This is a genomic window from Nioella aestuarii (assembly GCF_050896395.1).
Taxonomy (GTDB): domain Bacteria; phylum Pseudomonadota; class Alphaproteobacteria; order Rhodobacterales; family Rhodobacteraceae; genus Nioella; species Nioella aestuarii.
This window is the reverse complement of the sequence record NZ_JBPBBA010000001.1, coordinates 157,497-173,538: the sequence shown is the minus strand read 5'-3', so window position 1 is coordinate 173,538 and position 16,042 is coordinate 157,497. Positions and strand designations below refer to the sequence as shown.

15 protein-coding genes and 1 tRNA gene are annotated in these 16,042 nt (G+C 60.6%); 11 read left to right on the top strand and 5 right to left on the bottom strand.

The window, feature by feature from the left end; all coding sequences use genetic code 11:
• Nucleotides 1–138: 138 nt before the first annotated feature.
• Complete coding sequence (uvrB, locus tag ACROHD_RS00895) at nt 139–2,316, bottom strand: excinuclease ABC subunit UvrB (RefSeq protein ID WP_432675380.1); 2,178 nt, start codon at nt 2,314–2,316, stop codon at nt 139–141.
• Nucleotides 2,317–2,735: 419 nt separating this feature from the next.
• Between uvrB and ACROHD_RS00890 the strand changes: the two genes are divergently transcribed.
• The 3 genes from ACROHD_RS00890 (at nt 2,736) to ACROHD_RS00880 (ending at nt 3,788) form a co-directional block, all read left to right on the top strand.
• Nucleotides 2,736–3,047, top strand: coding sequence for an ETC complex I subunit (locus ACROHD_RS00890; RefSeq protein WP_432675379.1), 312 nt, complete (start codon nt 2,736–2,738; stop codon nt 3,045–3,047).
• Nucleotides 3,048–3,054: 7 nt separating this feature from the next.
• Nucleotides 3,055–3,525: a GNAT family N-acetyltransferase gene (locus tag ACROHD_RS00885; RefSeq protein WP_432675378.1), complete on the top strand. Its 471-nt coding sequence runs from the start codon at nt 3,055–3,057 to the stop codon at nt 3,523–3,525.
• Between the two features lie 186 nt (nt 3,526–3,711).
• Nucleotides 3,712–3,788, top strand: a tRNA-Arg gene (locus ACROHD_RS00880).
• A gap of 3 nt (nt 3,789–3,791) precedes the next feature.
• Here the strand turns inward: ACROHD_RS00880 and ACROHD_RS00875 are convergent.
• The 3 genes from ACROHD_RS00875 to ACROHD_RS00865 are packed head-to-tail and all read right to left on the bottom strand — an operon-like array spanning nt 3,792 to nt 6,393.
• Nucleotides 3,792–5,207 (bottom strand): MATE family efflux transporter, encoded by a 1,416-nt coding sequence (locus ACROHD_RS00875; RefSeq protein WP_432675377.1) that lies wholly within the window; start codon nt 5,205–5,207, stop codon nt 3,792–3,794.
• A gap of 9 nt (nt 5,208–5,216) precedes the next feature.
• Complete coding sequence (locus ACROHD_RS00870) at nt 5,217–5,804, bottom strand: helix-turn-helix domain-containing protein (RefSeq protein WP_432675376.1); 588 nt, start codon at nt 5,802–5,804, stop codon at nt 5,217–5,219.
• A 10-nt stretch (nt 5,805–5,814) separates the two neighbouring features.
• Entirely contained in the window at nt 5,815–6,393 is a 579-nt protein-coding gene (locus tag ACROHD_RS00865; protein WP_432675375.1) for a peroxidase-related enzyme, read from the bottom strand.
• A gap of 231 nt (nt 6,394–6,624) precedes the next feature.
• Here ACROHD_RS00865 and ACROHD_RS00860 point away from each other — a divergent pair, with 231 nt between their 5' ends.
• From ACROHD_RS00860 to ACROHD_RS00840, 5 genes are all read left to right on the top strand, one after another.
• Nucleotides 6,625–7,374, top strand: coding sequence for an amino acid ABC transporter ATP-binding protein (locus ACROHD_RS00860; RefSeq protein WP_432675374.1), 750 nt, complete (start codon nt 6,625–6,627; stop codon nt 7,372–7,374).
• A gap of 2 nt (nt 7,375–7,376) precedes the next feature.
• Nucleotides 7,377–8,219 (top strand): amino acid ABC transporter permease, encoded by an 843-nt coding sequence (locus ACROHD_RS00855; RefSeq protein ID WP_432675373.1) that lies wholly within the window; start codon nt 7,377–7,379, stop codon nt 8,217–8,219.
• A 50-nt stretch (nt 8,220–8,269) separates the two neighbouring features.
• Nucleotides 8,270–9,103 carry a transporter substrate-binding domain-containing protein gene (locus tag ACROHD_RS00850; RefSeq protein ID WP_432675372.1) on the top strand — a complete coding sequence of 278 codons (834 nt, stop codon included), beginning with the start codon at nt 8,270–8,272 and terminating at the stop codon, nt 9,101–9,103.
• 93 nt (nt 9,104–9,196) lie between these two features.
• The gene (locus tag ACROHD_RS00845) at nt 9,197–10,030 is read left to right on the top strand and encodes a transporter substrate-binding domain-containing protein (RefSeq protein ID WP_432675371.1); all 834 of its coding nucleotides are present in this window, start codon (nt 9,197–9,199) and stop codon (nt 10,028–10,030) included.
• A 99-nt stretch (nt 10,031–10,129) separates the two neighbouring features.
• Nucleotides 10,130–10,978: an amino acid ABC transporter permease gene (locus ACROHD_RS00840; protein WP_432675370.1), complete on the top strand. Its 849-nt coding sequence runs from the start codon at nt 10,130–10,132 to the stop codon at nt 10,976–10,978.
• A gap of 2 nt (nt 10,979–10,980) precedes the next feature.
• Here ACROHD_RS00840 and ACROHD_RS00835 read toward each other — a convergent pair whose 3' ends face one another.
• Complete coding sequence (locus ACROHD_RS00835; RefSeq protein WP_432675369.1) at nt 10,981–11,559, bottom strand: helix-turn-helix domain-containing protein; 579 nt, start codon at nt 11,557–11,559, stop codon at nt 10,981–10,983.
• Between the two features lie 57 nt (nt 11,560–11,616).
• On the opposite strand from ACROHD_RS00835, the gene ACROHD_RS00830 reads away from it, so the two are divergent.
• The 3 genes from ACROHD_RS00830 to ACROHD_RS00820 are packed head-to-tail and all read left to right on the top strand — an operon-like array spanning nt 11,617 to nt 16,042.
• Complete coding sequence (locus ACROHD_RS00830; RefSeq protein WP_432675368.1) at nt 11,617–12,870, top strand: FAD-dependent oxidoreductase; 1,254 nt, start codon at nt 11,617–11,619, stop codon at nt 12,868–12,870.
• A gap of 9 nt (nt 12,871–12,879) precedes the next feature.
• Nucleotides 12,880–13,137, top strand: coding sequence for a sarcosine oxidase subunit delta (locus ACROHD_RS00825; protein ID WP_432675367.1), 258 nt, complete (start codon nt 12,880–12,882; stop codon nt 13,135–13,137).
• Complete coding sequence (locus ACROHD_RS00820) at nt 13,127–16,042, top strand: sarcosine oxidase subunit alpha family protein (RefSeq protein WP_432675505.1); 2,916 nt, start codon at nt 13,127–13,129, stop codon at nt 16,040–16,042. The genes ACROHD_RS00825 and ACROHD_RS00820 overlap by 11 nt, the downstream gene beginning before the upstream one ends.

The window sequence follows — 16,042 nt, the reverse complement described above, 5'->3', positions numbered from 1 at the left end:
AAAAGGCTCCAATCAACAAAACATCGCCAAGTCTTACAATGTCTTGGGCTTCAAGAAGATCTTTCGCCTTCCTTGCTGCGTCCGCGCGGTTACGTATCTCAGAAGCCCAGTGTTCTTTTTCATCTAGCAGCAACTAGCCTACCCCCTCCTTCTCTTCCCACCCCTCTGCCCCGGCCGTCCTGCCGTTGACCGACCGCTTGCCTTCGCGGCCCCCTCGACGGCGGCGTCCACCGCCGATTGCCGGGCCAAAGGATCATCTGAGATAACCAGATCCACGGTTTCCAGCCGTTTGACCTCATCCCGCAACCGGGCGGCTTCTTCGAATTCGAGGTTTTCGGCGGCCTTGCGCATCTGCTCTCGCAGCCCCTCAAGGTGGGCCTCCAGATTGGCACCATGCAGGGGCTTGTCCACCTTGGCTGTTACGCGGGCCATGTCGACATCGCCTTCGTAGAGACCGGCCAGAATATCCTCGACATTCTTCTTCACCGTCTCAGGCGTGATGCCATGCTCGACATTATAGGCCATCTGCTTTTCACGGCGGCGGTTGGTCTCGCCAATGGCGCGCTCCATGCTGCCGGTGATCCGGTCGGCATACATGATCACCCGGCCTTCCACATTCCGCGCCGCGCGGCCGATGGTCTGCACCAGCGAGGTTTCGGAGCGCAGGAAGCCTTCCTTGTCGGCATCCAGAATGGCCACCAGCCCGCATTCGGGAATGTCCAAACCCTCGCGCAGCAGGTTGATCCCCACCAGCACGTCGAACGCGCCCAAACGCAGGTCGCGCAGGATCTCGATCCGCTCAATCGTGTCGATATCGGAATGCATGTAGCGGACCTTGATGCCCTGTTCGTGCAGGTATTCGGTTAGGTCCTCGGCCATGCGTTTCGTCAGCGTCGTGACCAGCGTGCGGAAGCCTGCCGCCGTTACTTTGCGGATCTCGTCCATCACGTCATCCACTTGCGTGGTGACGGGGCGGATCTCGACCTCCGGGTCCAGAAGGCCGGTGGGGCGGATCACCTGTTCGGTGAAGACGCCGCCGGTTTGTTCCAGCTCCCACGCGGCGGGGGTGGCGGAGACGAAAACCGACTGGGGCCGCATCGCGTCCCATTCCTCGAACTTGAGCGGCCGGTTGTCCATGCAAGAGGGCAGGCGGAAGCCGTGTTCGGCCAGCGTGAACTTGCGCCGGTAGTCGCCCCGATACATGCCGCCGATCTGGGGCACGGAGACGTGGGATTCATCGGCGAAGACGATGGCGTTGTCGGGAATGTATTCAAAGAGCGTGGGGGGCGGTTCGCCCGGCGCGCGGCCGGTCAGGTAACGCGAATAGTTCTCGATCCCGTTGCAGACCCCGGTCGCCTCCAGCATTTCGAGGTCAAAGCGTGTGCGCTGTTCAAGGCGCTGCGCCTCCAGCAGTTTGCCCTCATCCTCCAGCTGTTTGAGCCGTAGGGTCAGCTCTTCCTTGATGCCCTTGATCGCCTGTTTCATCGTCGGTGTGGGCGTCACGTAGTGGCTGTTGGCATAGACGCGGACCTTTTTCAGCACGTCGGTCTTGGCCCCCGTGAGCGTGTCAAACTCGGTGATCGCTTCCAGTTCCTCGCCGAAGAACGACAGCCGCCATCCCCGATCCTCCAGGTGGCTTGGCCAGATTTCCAGACTGTCGCCGCGCACCCGGAAGGTGCCCCGGTGAAACGCCTGATCGTTCCGCTTGTATTGCTGCGCGATGAGGTCGGCCATGACGGCGCGCTGATCGTACTCTTTCCCGACCTCGATATCCTGCGTCATCGCCGTGTAGGTCTCTGGTGATCCGATGCCATAGATGCAGGACACGGACGCCACGATGATCACGTCATCGCGTTCCAGCAAAGACCGGGTGGCCGAGTGGCGCATTCGGTCGATCTGTTCGTTGATCTGGGATTCTTTCTCGATATAGGTGTCCGACCGCGGCACATAGGCCTCGGGCTGGTAGTAATCGTAGTAGCTGACGAAATATTCGACAGCATTTTCAGGGAAAAAACCTTTGAACTCGCCATATAGCTGCGCGGCGAGCGTTTTGTTGGGGGCGAGGATGATGGCGGGACGCTGCGTTTCCTCGATGATCTTGGCCATGGTGAAGGTCTTGCCGCTGCCGGTGACGCCAAGCAGCACCTGATCACGTTCACCATCCATCACCCCTTGCGCAAGCTCCGCTATGGCCGTGGGCTGGTCGCCTGCGGGTTGAAAGGTGGTATGCATGACGAAACGCCTGCCACCCTCCAGCTTGTCGCGGGCGGGGGTGGCCTCGGCAATGTCGCGGCGGTCGGTGGTGGAATAGGGCATAGGTTTATCCTTGGGTTGCCCCTTAGAATGATCTCTTTTTGTTCGCCTGCAAGGGGGCGGCCGGGAATTTCGCCGGGCGTCCCCTTTGGGGGTGTCATAGCTGACAGCTACTGACAGCATTCTGTCAGCAGGGTGCGGCAGGGGAAAGAAAATCCGCCAGGTGGTCAATACGCTGAATTTTAAACGATTTCGTAAGAAATCTGCGGGAGTATTTCCTTGCTGCCCAATGCGTCCCCACCCTACAGTCGCATGGCAAGCAGCAAAACGGTTGTCGGTCGGCCTCGCACCACCCACCCCACACTCGCTCCACGAGCCCGGCCGGCAACCCGCTTTCTCCTGATTCCGCGACCACAATGACCGTTGCATCCGGCACCGGGTTTCATGATAAGACAGCTCGTGACCTGTGAAGGAGTGGACCGATGCGCGCACGAATCTATCAGCCGGCCCGGAACGCGATGCAATCCGGCCTTGGAAAGACCAAGACCTGGGTTCTGGAATTCGCCCCCGCCGAACGGCGCGAGGTCGATCCACTGATGGGCTGGACCGGGTCCGGCGACATGTCTAGCCAGGTTAAACTGCGCTTTGACAGTCTTGAAGCCGCACAGGCCTATGCGAAGGAGCACGGGATCGAAGCCGTGGTCCTGCAACCGCAGAAGCGCAAGGCTAATATCCGCAAGGGCGGATACGGCGAAAACTTCGCCACCAATCGCCGCCAGGTCTGGACCCACTGACCAGATGATGGGCGAAAGCCATCTGAACGTGACGCTGGACAGCATCACGCGCCCGGATGTTGCGGACCTGCTGAACACCCATGAGGCGCTGATGCGGTCACAGACTCCACATGCCAGCTGTCATGTGAAATCTGCCGATGACCTTTCCAGCTCTGGCGCACGCATGTTTTCCCTGCGGGAAGATGAGCGGCTTCTGGCCATCGGGGCGCTAGCGCCGATCACTCCGGGTCATGAAGAACTGAAGTCAATGCATGTGCGAGACATCGCCAGAGGCCGCGGCGCCGGGCGCGCCTTGCTGGCGGGTATGCTGGTTGATGCCTGCGAACGTGGCGTTACGCGGATCAGCCTGGAAACCGGGTCAGGCGACGACCACGCTGCCGCACGGGCGCTTTATGCCAGCGCAGGGTTCGTGCAATGCGGCCCCTATGCGGGTTATGTGGACGATCCGCTCTCGGTCTTCATGACCAGCAAAATCTGATGCCCTTGGCCCTTGCCTTCCGGTGTCCGGTCGCGCAATTAGGGTGGCACGGCCCCTTCGCTGAGCTGAACAGAGCGCCTGACGTTTGAGCTGAGGGTCTGGGGCCAGAAGAAGACGGAAATACAGACGGTTAGGAAAACCTCAGCAGCTTGCGAACCGTTTTCCAAATCGTTATCACAGAGCCACGGTCCCGTAGCTCAACTGGATAGAGCACCTGACTTCTAATCAGGATGTTGGGGGTTCGAGTCCTCCCGGGATCGCCAGGTTCACACCTGTTCCGTTCGCATCTCTTGCCGTTCCTCCGGTCCAGTCGGCCCCCGCCATAGGCCGCCCATTTCCTGTTTGGCTACGTGCGAGGCAATCAGCAGGGACAGGCCCAGGCCCGAAATGACCGCGCAGGCGACGCCGAACCAGACGCCGTGTTCGTCAAAGCCCCAGATACCGACGAACAGCCAGATGAAAAACGCAATGCCAAAGCCTTGGCGGTAGAGGCTGATCCAGACTGTCGACATGGGGCGCTTCAACGCCTGTAGCAGCCCGTTGATGGAAAAGAGCATCATGTAGACGGGCAAGATCACCCCGTCGATGCGCAGGTAGATCGTGCCAACCCGGATAACCTCGGGGTCATCTGTGAAGACCGACAGGATGGTACTGCCGAAGATCCAAAGGATTGGCGCGGCCGTTGCGGTCATGACGAAGCCCACCTTCCAGCAAAATCGCAGCGCCTCTCGCACCCTGCCGTAGTCGCCCGCGCCGAAATTTTGTGACGCTATGGGCAGCAGTGCTCCGGTGACGCCCAAGACCGGCAGCAGGAGAATTTGCTCCAACCGGATGCCCAATCCGAAGCCCGCCACCGCATGTTCGCCAAAGCCCTTCAGCGCATATTGCACGACGAAACCCGACAGGAACATCACCAGCATGGACATCGCTGTGGGTAGGGTCTGGAGCGAGATTTCGCAGAACTTCTCTGCGCGCGGGCGGAAGTTGCGTGCCCTCAGCCGGGCCATGGTGCGCAGGCGGAAGACCTGCCTCAGCATATAGAGCATCACACCGGTCTGGCTGATCACAGTGGAGGCAGCCAACCCGTCGAACCCCATGCCACCCCATAGACCTGGAATGCCGTAGATGCAGAGCGGATTGAGCCCGATATTTGCGAAAAACGCCACCATAAGCGCCCGTTGCATGGAGCGGCCATCGCCATGGGCCTGCAGCATACCATTGCAGCCAAAGGCGATGAGGAAGCCGGGCAGAGCGAGTGAGAGGACCAGGAAATAACGTATGCCCGCGTCCTGATAGGCCCCGGCCTCGGACACCAGCCGAATGACCAGTGGCCCGTACCACAGGCCAGCGACCCCAAGCAGGCAGGCAGCGGTCAGCCCATAGACGATGCCTTGTGCAATGGTTCGCCGGGCCTTCCGACGGTCGCGCGCCCCAAGCGCGTTGCCGACCAGTGCCCCCATGGCGGCCCCAAGCCCCACACCAACCGACATGGCGATGTAGAACGCCTGAAACCCAAGCGCGATACCCGCCTGCGCGCTGGTTCCCAGAAGCCCCGCGAAATACATGTCGACGATGTTGTAGAGCGTGTTGAACAGCATCCCCAAAGCGCCGGGAATGGCGAGTGTCCGAAAGTGACCTGCGATGGCCCCTTCGGTCAGGTCGTGGTCGATGGGGCGTGCCATGTCAGGGCCTCACGGTCTTTCGGCTTGTACGGTCAGGAAGGTGAATTCGGGTGTCAGAACCTCCACGAAGCCGTGGTTGAGCTCGGCGTCCACGCTGATCGAGTCACCTGCACGCAGGGTCAGGCATTGCTGCCCGTAGCGGTAAACTGCTTCGCCGTCGATGACCTGAACAAATACGACACCGTGGCCGACATAGGTGGGGGGTGGGCCACCCTCTCGCAGCAGCGTCACCCGCCTGGCTTGAAAGCGCAGATCCTTGCGCGCATGGATTGCGAGATTGACATATTCGTGCTGATGATCGTCGGTGATGCGGGTGGATTTCAGGCCCTCGCCACAGCGCACCAGCGTGAAATCGGTGTGATCGGTCTGGGTTTCGCGAAACAGCGAGACAATCGGAACCTCCAGCGCTTCGGCCAGAGCGGCGAGAGTGCCGATAGACGGAGACACCAGCCCGTTTTCGATCCGGCTGATCATCGCTGCGGAAACCCCTGACAGATCGGCCAGCGACCGCGCGGAATGGCCCCGCTGGCGGCGCAGCTCTATGAGCGAGGCGCCAATAGCCCTGTCGATCAGTTTGCCTGGCGGGTCCGCTTTCATATCGGGTTTCCTAGTCCTTCTTGTAGTAGCCCACGACATCACCCTCGGTCGTTACCCCGAGGCCGTTAAGCAACCTGTTGGCATAATTGAAATATCCGACAATCTGGTTGATCTCCAGAATCTCCCCGTCATCCCAGCCCGCCGCGCGCAGCCCGTCCACATCCGCCTTTACGATCTTGCCGGGATGCAGGGTTAGCTTGGCGGCATAGTGCAGGGCGGCCAGTTCTGCCCCGTCAAAGGCGTCTTCCGGTCGGTGTGCCTGAAGCGCGGCTTCCACCGCGTCGGCGCGTGGATCATCCCCGATCAGGTGGCGCGCGTTCGACCAGTGATTGGCGTAGGAATAAGGACAGTCGTTCAGGGTTGAGACGTAAGAGCTGATGACCTCCTGAAACCACATGGCGACGGTATTGGAGTCGTCATGCAGACAGGCGCGGTAGAGCACCACATGGCCATTCATCGTGCTGGGGCGAAGCGAATGCACGCGCATCACGTTGTCTACCGTCCCATGCGGAGTGCGGGCAAAGTCGAGGGCTGCTTTCAGCGGCTCATCGGCCTCGTCATCGGAAAGCATTCTGATCCAGGCGGACATGGTCTCTCCTTCACGTCTGTGTGCTCAAAAACTATGCGCTGTGGTCTCAATCCACATTTGTGCTACATTTTTTATTGACGAGTTATTGCGTGTCGCGCAACCTAATTCAACGACGCGCAACAAAATCAGGGGCCGGGATATTGCTCATGCGGGGGACTGCACAGGATCGGGATCGACCGAGCCAAAGGACGTCATGCCCTTTGATCCCCGTATTCAGAGGGGCCGATTGCCATGACTTCTAGCGCGGACCCCATCATCGAGGTTGCGAATCTCGACAAATTTTACGGCGATTTCCATGCGCTCAAGGACATCAACCTGACCGTCCACCAGGGCGAGAAAATGGTGATCTGTGGTCCGTCGGGGTCCGGGAAGTCGACGCTGATCCGCTGCTTCAACGGGCTGGAATGGCACAACTCCGGCAAGTTGGTGATTGACGGAGTGGAGGTTCACGAGAACTCCAAGGAAATGCGCGGCCTGCGGCAAGAGGTCGGCATGGTTTTCCAGCAATTCAACCTGTTTCCGCACCTGACGGTTTTGGAAAACCTCATGATTGGCCCGATGAAAGTGCGCAGGCAAAGCCAAAAACAGGCCGAGGACACGGCGCGCAAATATCTCGACCGGGTGCATATCCCCGAACAGGCCGACAAATACCCCGCACAACTTTCCGGTGGCCAGCAACAGCGCGTGGCGATTGCCCGATCACTGTGCATGGAAACGCGGATCATGCTGTTTGACGAACCCACATCGGCTCTCGATCCCGAAATGATCAACGAGGTTCTTGATGTGATGGTAGAACTGGCCAATTCCGGCATGACCATGGTCGTCGTGACGCATGAGATGGGCTTTGCCCGGAAAGTGGCCGATACGATGGTCTTCATGGAAGCAGGCGAAATCGTCGAAGTGTCACCCCCCAATCAGTTCTTCACCAACCCTTCCAGCGAACGGTGCCGCCTGTTCCTTGACCAGATTCTGGAGCACTAGGAATGTCGACCCCGGACCTTGCGGGCCTTAAAGGCCAGCCGCTGCCGCAGCGCCCGGCCTTTCAGCGGTTTCTGGGGTCCACTGCCGTTTCGGTCGCGATTTATGCGGCGGTTATGGCGCTGATAATCTACGGATCCTTCGCCGGTGCGCAGAACATGGGCTACAACTGGCAGTGGCATCGGGTTCCGCAGTATCTTTACAGTTTTACCGATGACGGGTTCCAGTTGGGAGAGATCTTTCACGGGCTGTTCGCCACGATCCAGCTGTCCGCCACCGCCTTTGCGCTTGCCGTTGCTCTTGGTCTTCTGGTGGCGCTTTTGCGCCTTTCGGGGCTGGTGATGGGAACCGCGGTTTCTATCGGCTTCCTGGAACTTATTCGCAACATCCCGCTTTTGGTGCTGCTTTATCTTTTCTACTACGTGCTTGGCCCGATCTTCGGCTTCGACCGCTATTGGGCGTCGATCCTGACATTGGCAGTTTTTCATTCCGCCCTGATCTCCGAGATCTTTCGGGCTGGCATAAATGCCGTGCCAAAAGGCCAGTGGGAGGCCGCGAAATCCATCGGGATGAGCACCGCCCAGACCTATCGCTATATCATCCTGCCACAGTCGGTGCGCTTCATGCTGCCGCCGATGACCGGCGAGGCGGTTCATCTGATCAAGAGCTCGGCCATCGTCAGCGTCATCGCCGTGGCCGAACTGACCACGATCGGGCGCAACATCATCTCTGACACGTTCATGAGTTTCGAAATCTGGTTCACGGTGGCCATCGTCTACATGGTGGTCACGCTGATCCTGTCTGTGGGTGTATCGTATCTGGAGCGTAAATACGCAGTCGATCAATAGGTTCATGAAACGGCATACCGATCCCAAGCTATAAGCAAGGAGACATCTAAATGACCATAACGCGCAGATTGTTCGGGGCCGCCGTTGGCGCGGCCATGGCAGCGGGCGTTGCGTTGCCCGCAGTGGCGCAAAGCGCGTCGCAGGCGCTGACCTCTGACAGCGTGATCACCACGATCCAAGAAGAAGGGGTGATCCGCATCGGCCTGTCCCTGTTCGTGCCGTGGTCCATGCGCGACCTGAACGGTGATCTCATCGGGTATGAGCTCGACGTCGGCCGCCAGTTGGCCGAGGATATGGGCGTCGAGGTGGAGTTTGTGCCAACCGCTTGGGATGGGATCATCCCGTCTCTGCTGGCGGGCAACTTTGATGTGATCATCTCGGGCATGTCGATCACCCCGCAGCGCAATCTCACCATCAACTTCAGCGACCCATACTCCTATGCCGGGATTGCGCTTCTGGCCAATACCGCGATGACAGAAGGTATGTCGCTGGAAGACTACAATTCGCCCGACATTGTCTTTGCGGCGCGTCGGGGGGCGGTGCCCGCCACCGTGATCTCGGATACCTTCCCGCAAGCACAGCTGTTGCTGTTCGATGAGGACAGCGCCGCCGTGCAGGAGGTTCTGAACGGAACTGCCCACGCCACCATGGCCCAGCAACCGCAACCTAACCGCGAGGTCAACCGCCATCCCGACGTGCTGTCGGTGCCGTTTGATATGCTGTTCTCGCCGCGTGGTGCGGGATTTGCGCTCCGGCGGGGTGATCCTGACGCCCTGAACTTCTTCAATAACTGGATTGCACAGCAGTGGCGCTCTGGCTGGCTGGAAGAACGTCATGACTACTGGTTCGCGTCCGAAGACTGGGCCGACCAGGTGCCGGAGTAACCCTGAAATCGTGTGTGGCTTTGCCCCATGGGAAAAAGCCACACACCAATAACAAGAACAACGAGGCTTTCAGATCCAACAAGGAGACTAGAAATGACTTTTACTCGTAGGATGTTCGGGGCCGCCCTTGGTGCGGCTATGGCGGCGGGCGTTGCCCTGCCCGCAGCGGCGCAAAGCGCATCTCAGGCGCTGACCTCGGAAAGCGTGATCACCCAGATCCAGGAAGAAGGCGTGATCCGCATCGGCCTGTCGCTCTTCGTGCCGTGGTCGATGCGTGATGTGAACGGCGACTTGATCGGGTTCGAGCTCGATGTGGGTCGCCAGCTGGCCGAAGACATGGGCGTCGAGGTGGAGTTTGTGCCGACCGCGTGGGACGGCATCATTCCGGCGCTGCTGGCGGGCAATTTCGACGTGATCATCTCGGGCATGTCGATCACCGCACAGCGGAACCTGACGGTGAACTTCACCAACCCCTATGCCTATTCGGGCCTGGCGATCCTCGCCAACCGCGAGATGACGGCGGGTATGTCGATGGAGGATCTGAACTCTCCCGACGTGATCTTCACTGCGCGTCGCGGTGCCACCCCCGCCGTGGTCATCGCTGACCAGTTCCCCGAGGCGCAGCTGCTGTTGTTTGATGAGGACGGCGCAGCGGCACAAGAGGTTCTGAATGGCAACGCGCACGCCACCATGGCCTCGCAGCCGAGCCCGAACCGTGAAGCGGGGCGTCACCCCGACATCCTGTATGTGCCGTTCGACTCTCTGTTCGATCCGCGCGGTGAAGGCTTTGCTGTCCGCCGTGGTGACCCGGACGCTCTGAACTACTTCAACAACTGGATCGCGCAGCAGTGGCGCTCCGGCTGGCTGGAAGAGCGTCATGACTACTGGTTCGCCACCGAAGACTGGGCCGACCAGGTCGCTCAGTAACATCCAATCCGAGGGGGCGGTGCCGCCGCCCTCTCCCTTCTTTTCAGGAAGCCTGTGCCTGTGATCCGGTTCTTTCAAAAATTCAGATGGCCCGACTGGGTGATCCTGGCTGTCCTGATGGCGTTCTTCGGATATATCTGGTTCACCATCGAAGGCACGCTGAACTATGCGTGGCGTTGGCACCTGATCCCCAACTATATCGTTGGCTGGCACACGGGCCGTGAAGAATACTTTGCAAATATCCTTTTGCAGGGTCTGGCCGCCACGATCCGTATTTCCATCTACGCGTCGATCCTGGCGCTGATCCTGGGCACAATCCTGGGCATTGCGCGCTGTTCGTCGAACCTGACCGTCCGGATGTTGGCGCGCACCTATCTGGAATTCCTGCGCAACATCCCGCCCGTCGTGGTCGTCTTCATTTTCTTTTTCTTCCTCAGTCAGCAGCTGATTGATTTCCTGAACCTCGAAAGGTGGGCGCGCGGTATTGCGCGGCAGGAAAACAATGGCGTGTGGGAGTTCTTCTTCGGCGAGATGCGACGGTTCCCGTCGCTCATTTCCGGCGTCATCGTTCTGGCCCTGTTCGAAAGCGCCTTCGTAGGCGAGATCGTTCGTGCCGGTATTCAATCGGTTCCCAAGGGCCAGCGAGAGGCCGCACGGTCCATCGGTATGAGCCGCTGGCAGGAGATGCGCTATATCGTGCTGCCGCAGGCGCTGAAAAAGGTTGTGCCGCCTTTGGCGAACCAGTTCATCACGCTGATCAAGGACAGCTCTATCATCTCGCTGATTTCTGTTCAGGAACTGACCTACAAGACCGTTGAACTTGTCGCCTCGTCACGGATGATCTTCGAAGCCTGGATTACCACTGCTGGTTTCTACTTCGTCGTCTGCTTTACGCTCTCGCGCCTTTTCGGCCGACTGGAACGACGAAGTACACGTGACGAACGCTAGGCTTATGCCGGACGCGATGACACCGTCAGAAACTCGATATGATCGCCGGTGATCTCGGCAAAGCCATGGGGCAGCTTGGCGTCGAAGCTAAGTGAATCCCCCGGCCCAAGCGGAAAGGTTTGCCCGCCGCAGCGATAGGTGGCGGCACCCGAAACCACGTGGATGAACGCATAGCCTTCGTGCTGATAGGCGGGCAGGGTTCCGGCGTCAGCGGCTTCTATCCTGATGCGGGCCGCCTCGAAACGCCCGCCCGGTCCGCCATGTTTTCCCAGCAACAGGTATTCATGGCTGTGATCGGGCGTCACCCGGCGCGAAGGCAACCCCTGGCCTGCTGTCACATGGTGCACATCGGACACCTGATCATGCTGTGCCAGCAACGCCATGACCGGAACAGACAAAGCCCCCGCAAGCGCCGATAGCGTAGCAAGCGAGGGCGACACCTGCGCATTTTCGATCCGGCTGACCATCGCTGGTGACACCCCGGCCTCGGCCGCCAGGGCCGTAACGGTCAGCCCCCGTTCCTGCCGAAGACGGTTCAATGCATGGCCAACTGCTACGTCGATTGCCGGCTTGTCAGTCATGGTTGTCAGCCTTTGGAATCACTTGACGATTTTTTACCTATAGTAAAACATATTCCCATGAAGCAACGATATTCCGCCCTCTCTCTATTGCGCCACGGGATCAACCGGCACACCACCTGGGCCCCCGCGTGGCGCAGCCCGCCCCTGAAGGACCGCTACGACGTAATCGTCATCGGGGCGGGCGGGCACGGGTTGGCGACGGCCTATTACCTGGCGAAGGAACACGGGCTGACAGATGTTGCGGTGCTGGAAAGCGGCTGGCTTGGCGGCGGGAATATCGCGCGCAATACGATTACGATCCGGTCGAACTACATGCGCGACGCGTCGATCCCCTTCTACGTGAAGTCGGTGGCGCTTTACGAGGCGATGACGCGCGAGCTGAACTTCAACATGATGCATTCCAAGCGCAGCATGATCGACGTGATCCAGAACTATCCGATGATGCGCGACCGCAGGCGGCGTCAGCATATCATGGACATCTACGGCTCGACCTATGAGCAGATATCCGAGGCTGAAGTGCGCCGCCGCATCCCCGCGCTGACCGGGGGCGGCCCCGATGCCCGCCTTCCCGTTGTGGGTGGCTATGTCCACACGGATGCCGCCGTGAACCGCCATGATGCCGTGGCCTGGGGATATGCCCGCGCTATCGATTCCATGGGCGGCGAGATCCACCAGAAAACGCCAGTGACACAACTGTTGCGCGGGGCGGACGGGCAGATCGAGGGGGTGCAAACCCCTCGCGGCGTGATCCGCGCGCCCAAGGTGGCCGTGGCCGTTTCCGGCCACACCACGACGCTGACGGAAACCGTGGGGCTGAAACTGCCCCTGCGCACAATGAACCTGACAGCCTTCGTGTCGGAACCGGTGAAACCCCTGATCGACGTAATCGTCAATTGCCCCGACGCGGGCTTCTACCTTAGCCAATCCGACAAAGGGGAACTGGTGATCGGTGGCGCGCCGGATCTGGGCCAGAGCTTTCGCCGCGATATCAAGCAGACCGTGTTTGAAGATACGGTATCGGCGATGCTGTCGCTGTTCCCGTCCTTCAAGAGGCTCAAGCTGATGCGCCAATGGGGTGGGCACCTGGACATCGCCCACGATGCCTCGCCCATTCAGGATGAGACTGATGTGCCGGGGCTGTTCGTCACGGCCGGGTGGTGGGGCGGTTACAAGGCGATCCCTGCGGGCGGGTTGACGCTGGCGCATCTGGTGGCGACCGGGCGGCCCCACCCGCTGATGGAGCCCTTCGGGATCAGCCGCTTCCGCCATCTCGACTACGTGATGGAAACCGGCACCACGACGGCGAGGTAGAGGCGAACCATGATGCAGATCCCTTGCCCATTCTGCGGGCCGCGCAATGAAAGCGAGTTTACTTTTGGCGGGCCGGTGAAGCCCCCGCGCCCTGATCCGTTGGCGGTCAGTGATAAAGAATGGACCGCGTGGCTGACCCAGGTGCCTAACCCGCTCGGCCCTGTAGAGGAACAATGGTTGCACGCGCGCGGCTGCGGCACCTGGCTGACGATCTGGCGCGACACGCGCACGCATGAGATCGTGGAGGGCCCGGGTGATGCAGGCTAACCGGCTGAACAAGGGCGGGCGGATTGATCGCTCACACCCGCTGAATTTCACCTTCAACGGCAAGGTCTATCAGGGGTTTCAGGGTGATACGCTGGCCTCGGCCCTGCTGGCCAATGGCGTGCGGCTGACGGCGCGCAGTTTCAAATATCACCGTCCGCGCGGGATTGTCGGGGCGGGGGTGGAGGAACCCTCGACGCTGGTCGAACTGATGGGCGAGGACGCATCGGGCAACCGCCCCGCAACGACTGTGCCGTTGTCCGAGGGGCTGGTGGCCAAGTCCGTCAATTGCTGGCCGTCGCCGGGGTTTGATATCGGCGCCGTCAATCAGCTCGCTGCCCGGTTCATCCCGGCGGGGTTCTATTACAAGACGTTCAAATGGCCGAACTGGCACCTGTACGAGCCGACCATTCGCAAGGCTGCGGGCCTGGCTGCTGCGCCGTCGGAACCGCCCGGGAAGGGCCATTTTGAAACCCGATTTGGCCATTGCGATGTGTTGATTGTTGGCGCGGGGCCTGCTGGCCTGATGGCCGCGCTGACCGCTGCGCGCGCGGGACTGCGAGTGATGATCGTAGATGAGGGGAGCGAGGCGGGGGGCGCGCTGCTGTCCCGCGACCTGACCATCGACGGTTCATCCGCGTTGGATTGGGTGGCGGGCGTGGTCGCGGAACTGGCCGTGTTGCCCAATGTCACGCATCTGCAAAACGCGACGGTCTGGGGCTATCGCGAGCACAACTATCTGATGGTCACGGAACGCGCCCCAAGCAATCCGAGCCTTCTGGAACGCAGCTGGCGGGTGCGCGCGGGTCATGTGGTGACCGCGACGGGGGCCATCGAACGGGGCTTGGTTTTTGGCAATAATGATCGGCCCGGTGTGATGCTGGCCTCTGCCGTGCAGACCTATGTGAACCGCTATGGCGTGGTCCCCGGCAATCGGGTGGTCATCTTCACCAACAACAACTCTGCCTATTCGGTCGCCGCCGATCTGGTGGCGGCAGGTGTAAGGCTGGTCGCGATTGTCGATAGCCGGGACCACGTGCCAGAGGACGCCCGCGTTCTGGTGCCAGGCATCGAGATCTTTGCGGGTAAAGTGGTGACCGAAGCGCAAGGCGGTCGGCAGGTTCGCGGCGTGGCCGTCGCGGCCAAGTCGGGCGGCGCGGCGCGGATACTGTCTTGCGATCTGTTGGCGGTGTCAGGCGGCTGGAACCCGACGGTGCATTTGTGGTCCCAGTCTCGCAGCATGCTGCGCTATGATGACGGGTTCGCGACATTCCTGCCCGATGCACCCGCGCAGGCGATCAGCGCGGCGGGCTCGGCAAACGGGGCGTGGACATTGCAAGATGCGCTCAGATCAGGGGCGGAAACCGCAGCCCGCCTAACCGGTGCTGAATCAGCTGCAATCCCGGATGCGTTCGAACCGCCCTATTTGGTCGAGCCCTTGTGGCGGTTGGAAACCGCTAAGGGAAAGGCGTTCCTCGATTTGCAGAACGACGTCACCGTCGATGACGTCCACCTTGCACTGCGGGAAGGGTATTCCAACGTCGAACACGTCAAACGCTACACCACTGGTGGCATGGGGATCGATCAGGGCAAGACGGGTAATATCAACATCATAGGCACCGTTGCGCTGGCGCAGGGCACCGGCATGGATCAGATCGGCACCACGACGTTCCGCGCGCCCTATACGCCGGTGTCCTTCGGGGCCATCGGGGGCCTGCGTGAGGAGTCGGTCGCTCTGCCTTACAGGCACACCCCAATCACCGAATGGAACCTCGCCCAGGGTGCCTTCATGTACGAATCCGGCGCGCGCTGGCGGAGGCCGGGCTATTTCCCGCGTGATGGTGAGGGCCTGCAAGAGGCCACCAATCGCGAATGCCGCGCGGTGCGCTTCGGGGTTGGCGTTTATGACAGTTCTCCCCTTGGCACCTTTGAACTGAAGGGCCGCGACGTAGGGCGCTTCCTCGACTATCTCTACAGCAACATCATCTCCTCGCTAAAACCTGGGCAGTGCCGATATGGCCTGATGCTGACCGATGATGGGCTGATCATGGATGACGGCGTGTGCCTGCGGCTGGATGAGCATCGCTGGATCGTTTCCACCTCCACCGGCCACGCCGACGCGATCCATGGCCATATGGAAGAGATGTTGCAAACCCGCTTCCCCGATTGGAACGTGTTCATCACCAATGTAACCAGTCAATGGAACAACGCCACGATTTGCGGCTCCAAGGCGCGCGAGGTGATGGCAGCACTTGGCACCGATACCGACCTGTCGCCTGATGCGTTCCCCTTCATGAGTTTCCGCGACTGTACGGTGGCGGGGCTGCCTGCGCGCGTGGTGCGGGTCAGCTTCACAGGCGAGCTTTCCTACGAGGTCAACGTCGCGCCCCGCCATATGCGGGTGTTGTGGGCCAAGGTGCTGGAGGCCGGGCAGCCCTTTGGCATCCTGCCCGTGGGGTCAGAAGGCAGCCACGTGCTGCGTGTAGAGAAGGGCTTTCTCTCGCTTGGGCACGAGGTGGACGGGACAGTTGATGCCTACGACCTTGGTATGGGGTGGGCCATGTCGAAGAAGAAACCCGACTTCCTTGGCAAACGCGCGGTGCAGATCCGCCGCCAGGGCAGCGGCGTGCGGCGGGAGCTGGTTGGCGTGATCCCGGAACCCGACCGCCAGATCCCCGAGGGTGCTCCGCTGACCCCCGGCGGACGGAAGGAGAAAACCGAAGGTTTTGTCACCGCCTGCGTCTGGAGCGTGGTTCATGAAAGATGGGTGGGGCTGGCGTTGCTCGAAAACGGCCATTCCCGGCATGGGGAAACGGCCCATGTTCGGCTGAAGGGCGGTGATGTGATCCCGGTGCGGGTGACAGCGCCCTGTCACTACGACCCAAATGGCGAAAAGCTGAGGTCCTGA

Bases quoted from the DNA above. Each gene is read 5' to 3' on its own strand.
- uvrB (WP_432675380.1), bottom strand. From the start codon at position 2,316: ATGCCCTATTCCACCACCGACCGCCGCGACATTGCCGAGGCCACCCCC.
- ACROHD_RS00890 (WP_432675379.1), top strand. From the start codon at position 2,736: ATGCGCGCACGAATCTATCAGCCGGCCCGGAACGCGATGCAATCCGGC.
- ACROHD_RS00885 (WP_432675378.1), top strand. From the start codon at position 3,055: ATGGGCGAAAGCCATCTGAACGTGACGCTGGACAGCATCACGCGCCCG.
- ACROHD_RS00875 (WP_432675377.1), bottom strand. From the start codon at position 5,207: ATGGCACGCCCCATCGACCACGACCTGACCGAAGGGGCCATCGCAGGT.
- ACROHD_RS00870 (WP_432675376.1), bottom strand. From the start codon at position 5,804: ATGAAAGCGGACCCGCCAGGCAAACTGATCGACAGGGCTATTGGCGCC.
- ACROHD_RS00865 (WP_432675375.1), bottom strand. From the start codon at position 6,393: ATGTCCGCCTGGATCAGAATGCTTTCCGATGACGAGGCCGATGAGCCG.
- ACROHD_RS00860 (WP_432675374.1), top strand. From the start codon at position 6,625: ATGACTTCTAGCGCGGACCCCATCATCGAGGTTGCGAATCTCGACAAA.
- ACROHD_RS00855 (WP_432675373.1), top strand. From the start codon at position 7,377: ATGTCGACCCCGGACCTTGCGGGCCTTAAAGGCCAGCCGCTGCCGCAG.
- ACROHD_RS00850 (WP_432675372.1), top strand. From the start codon at position 8,270: ATGACCATAACGCGCAGATTGTTCGGGGCCGCCGTTGGCGCGGCCATG.
- ACROHD_RS00845 (WP_432675371.1), top strand. From the start codon at position 9,197: ATGACTTTTACTCGTAGGATGTTCGGGGCCGCCCTTGGTGCGGCTATG.
- ACROHD_RS00835 (WP_432675369.1), bottom strand. From the start codon at position 11,559: ATGACTGACAAGCCGGCAATCGACGTAGCAGTTGGCCATGCATTGAAC.
- ACROHD_RS00830 (WP_432675368.1), top strand. From the start codon at position 11,617: ATGAAGCAACGATATTCCGCCCTCTCTCTATTGCGCCACGGGATCAAC.
- ACROHD_RS00825 (WP_432675367.1), top strand. From the start codon at position 12,880: ATGATGCAGATCCCTTGCCCATTCTGCGGGCCGCGCAATGAAAGCGAG.
- ACROHD_RS00820 (WP_432675505.1), top strand. From the start codon at position 13,127: ATGCAGGCTAACCGGCTGAACAAGGGCGGGCGGATTGATCGCTCACAC.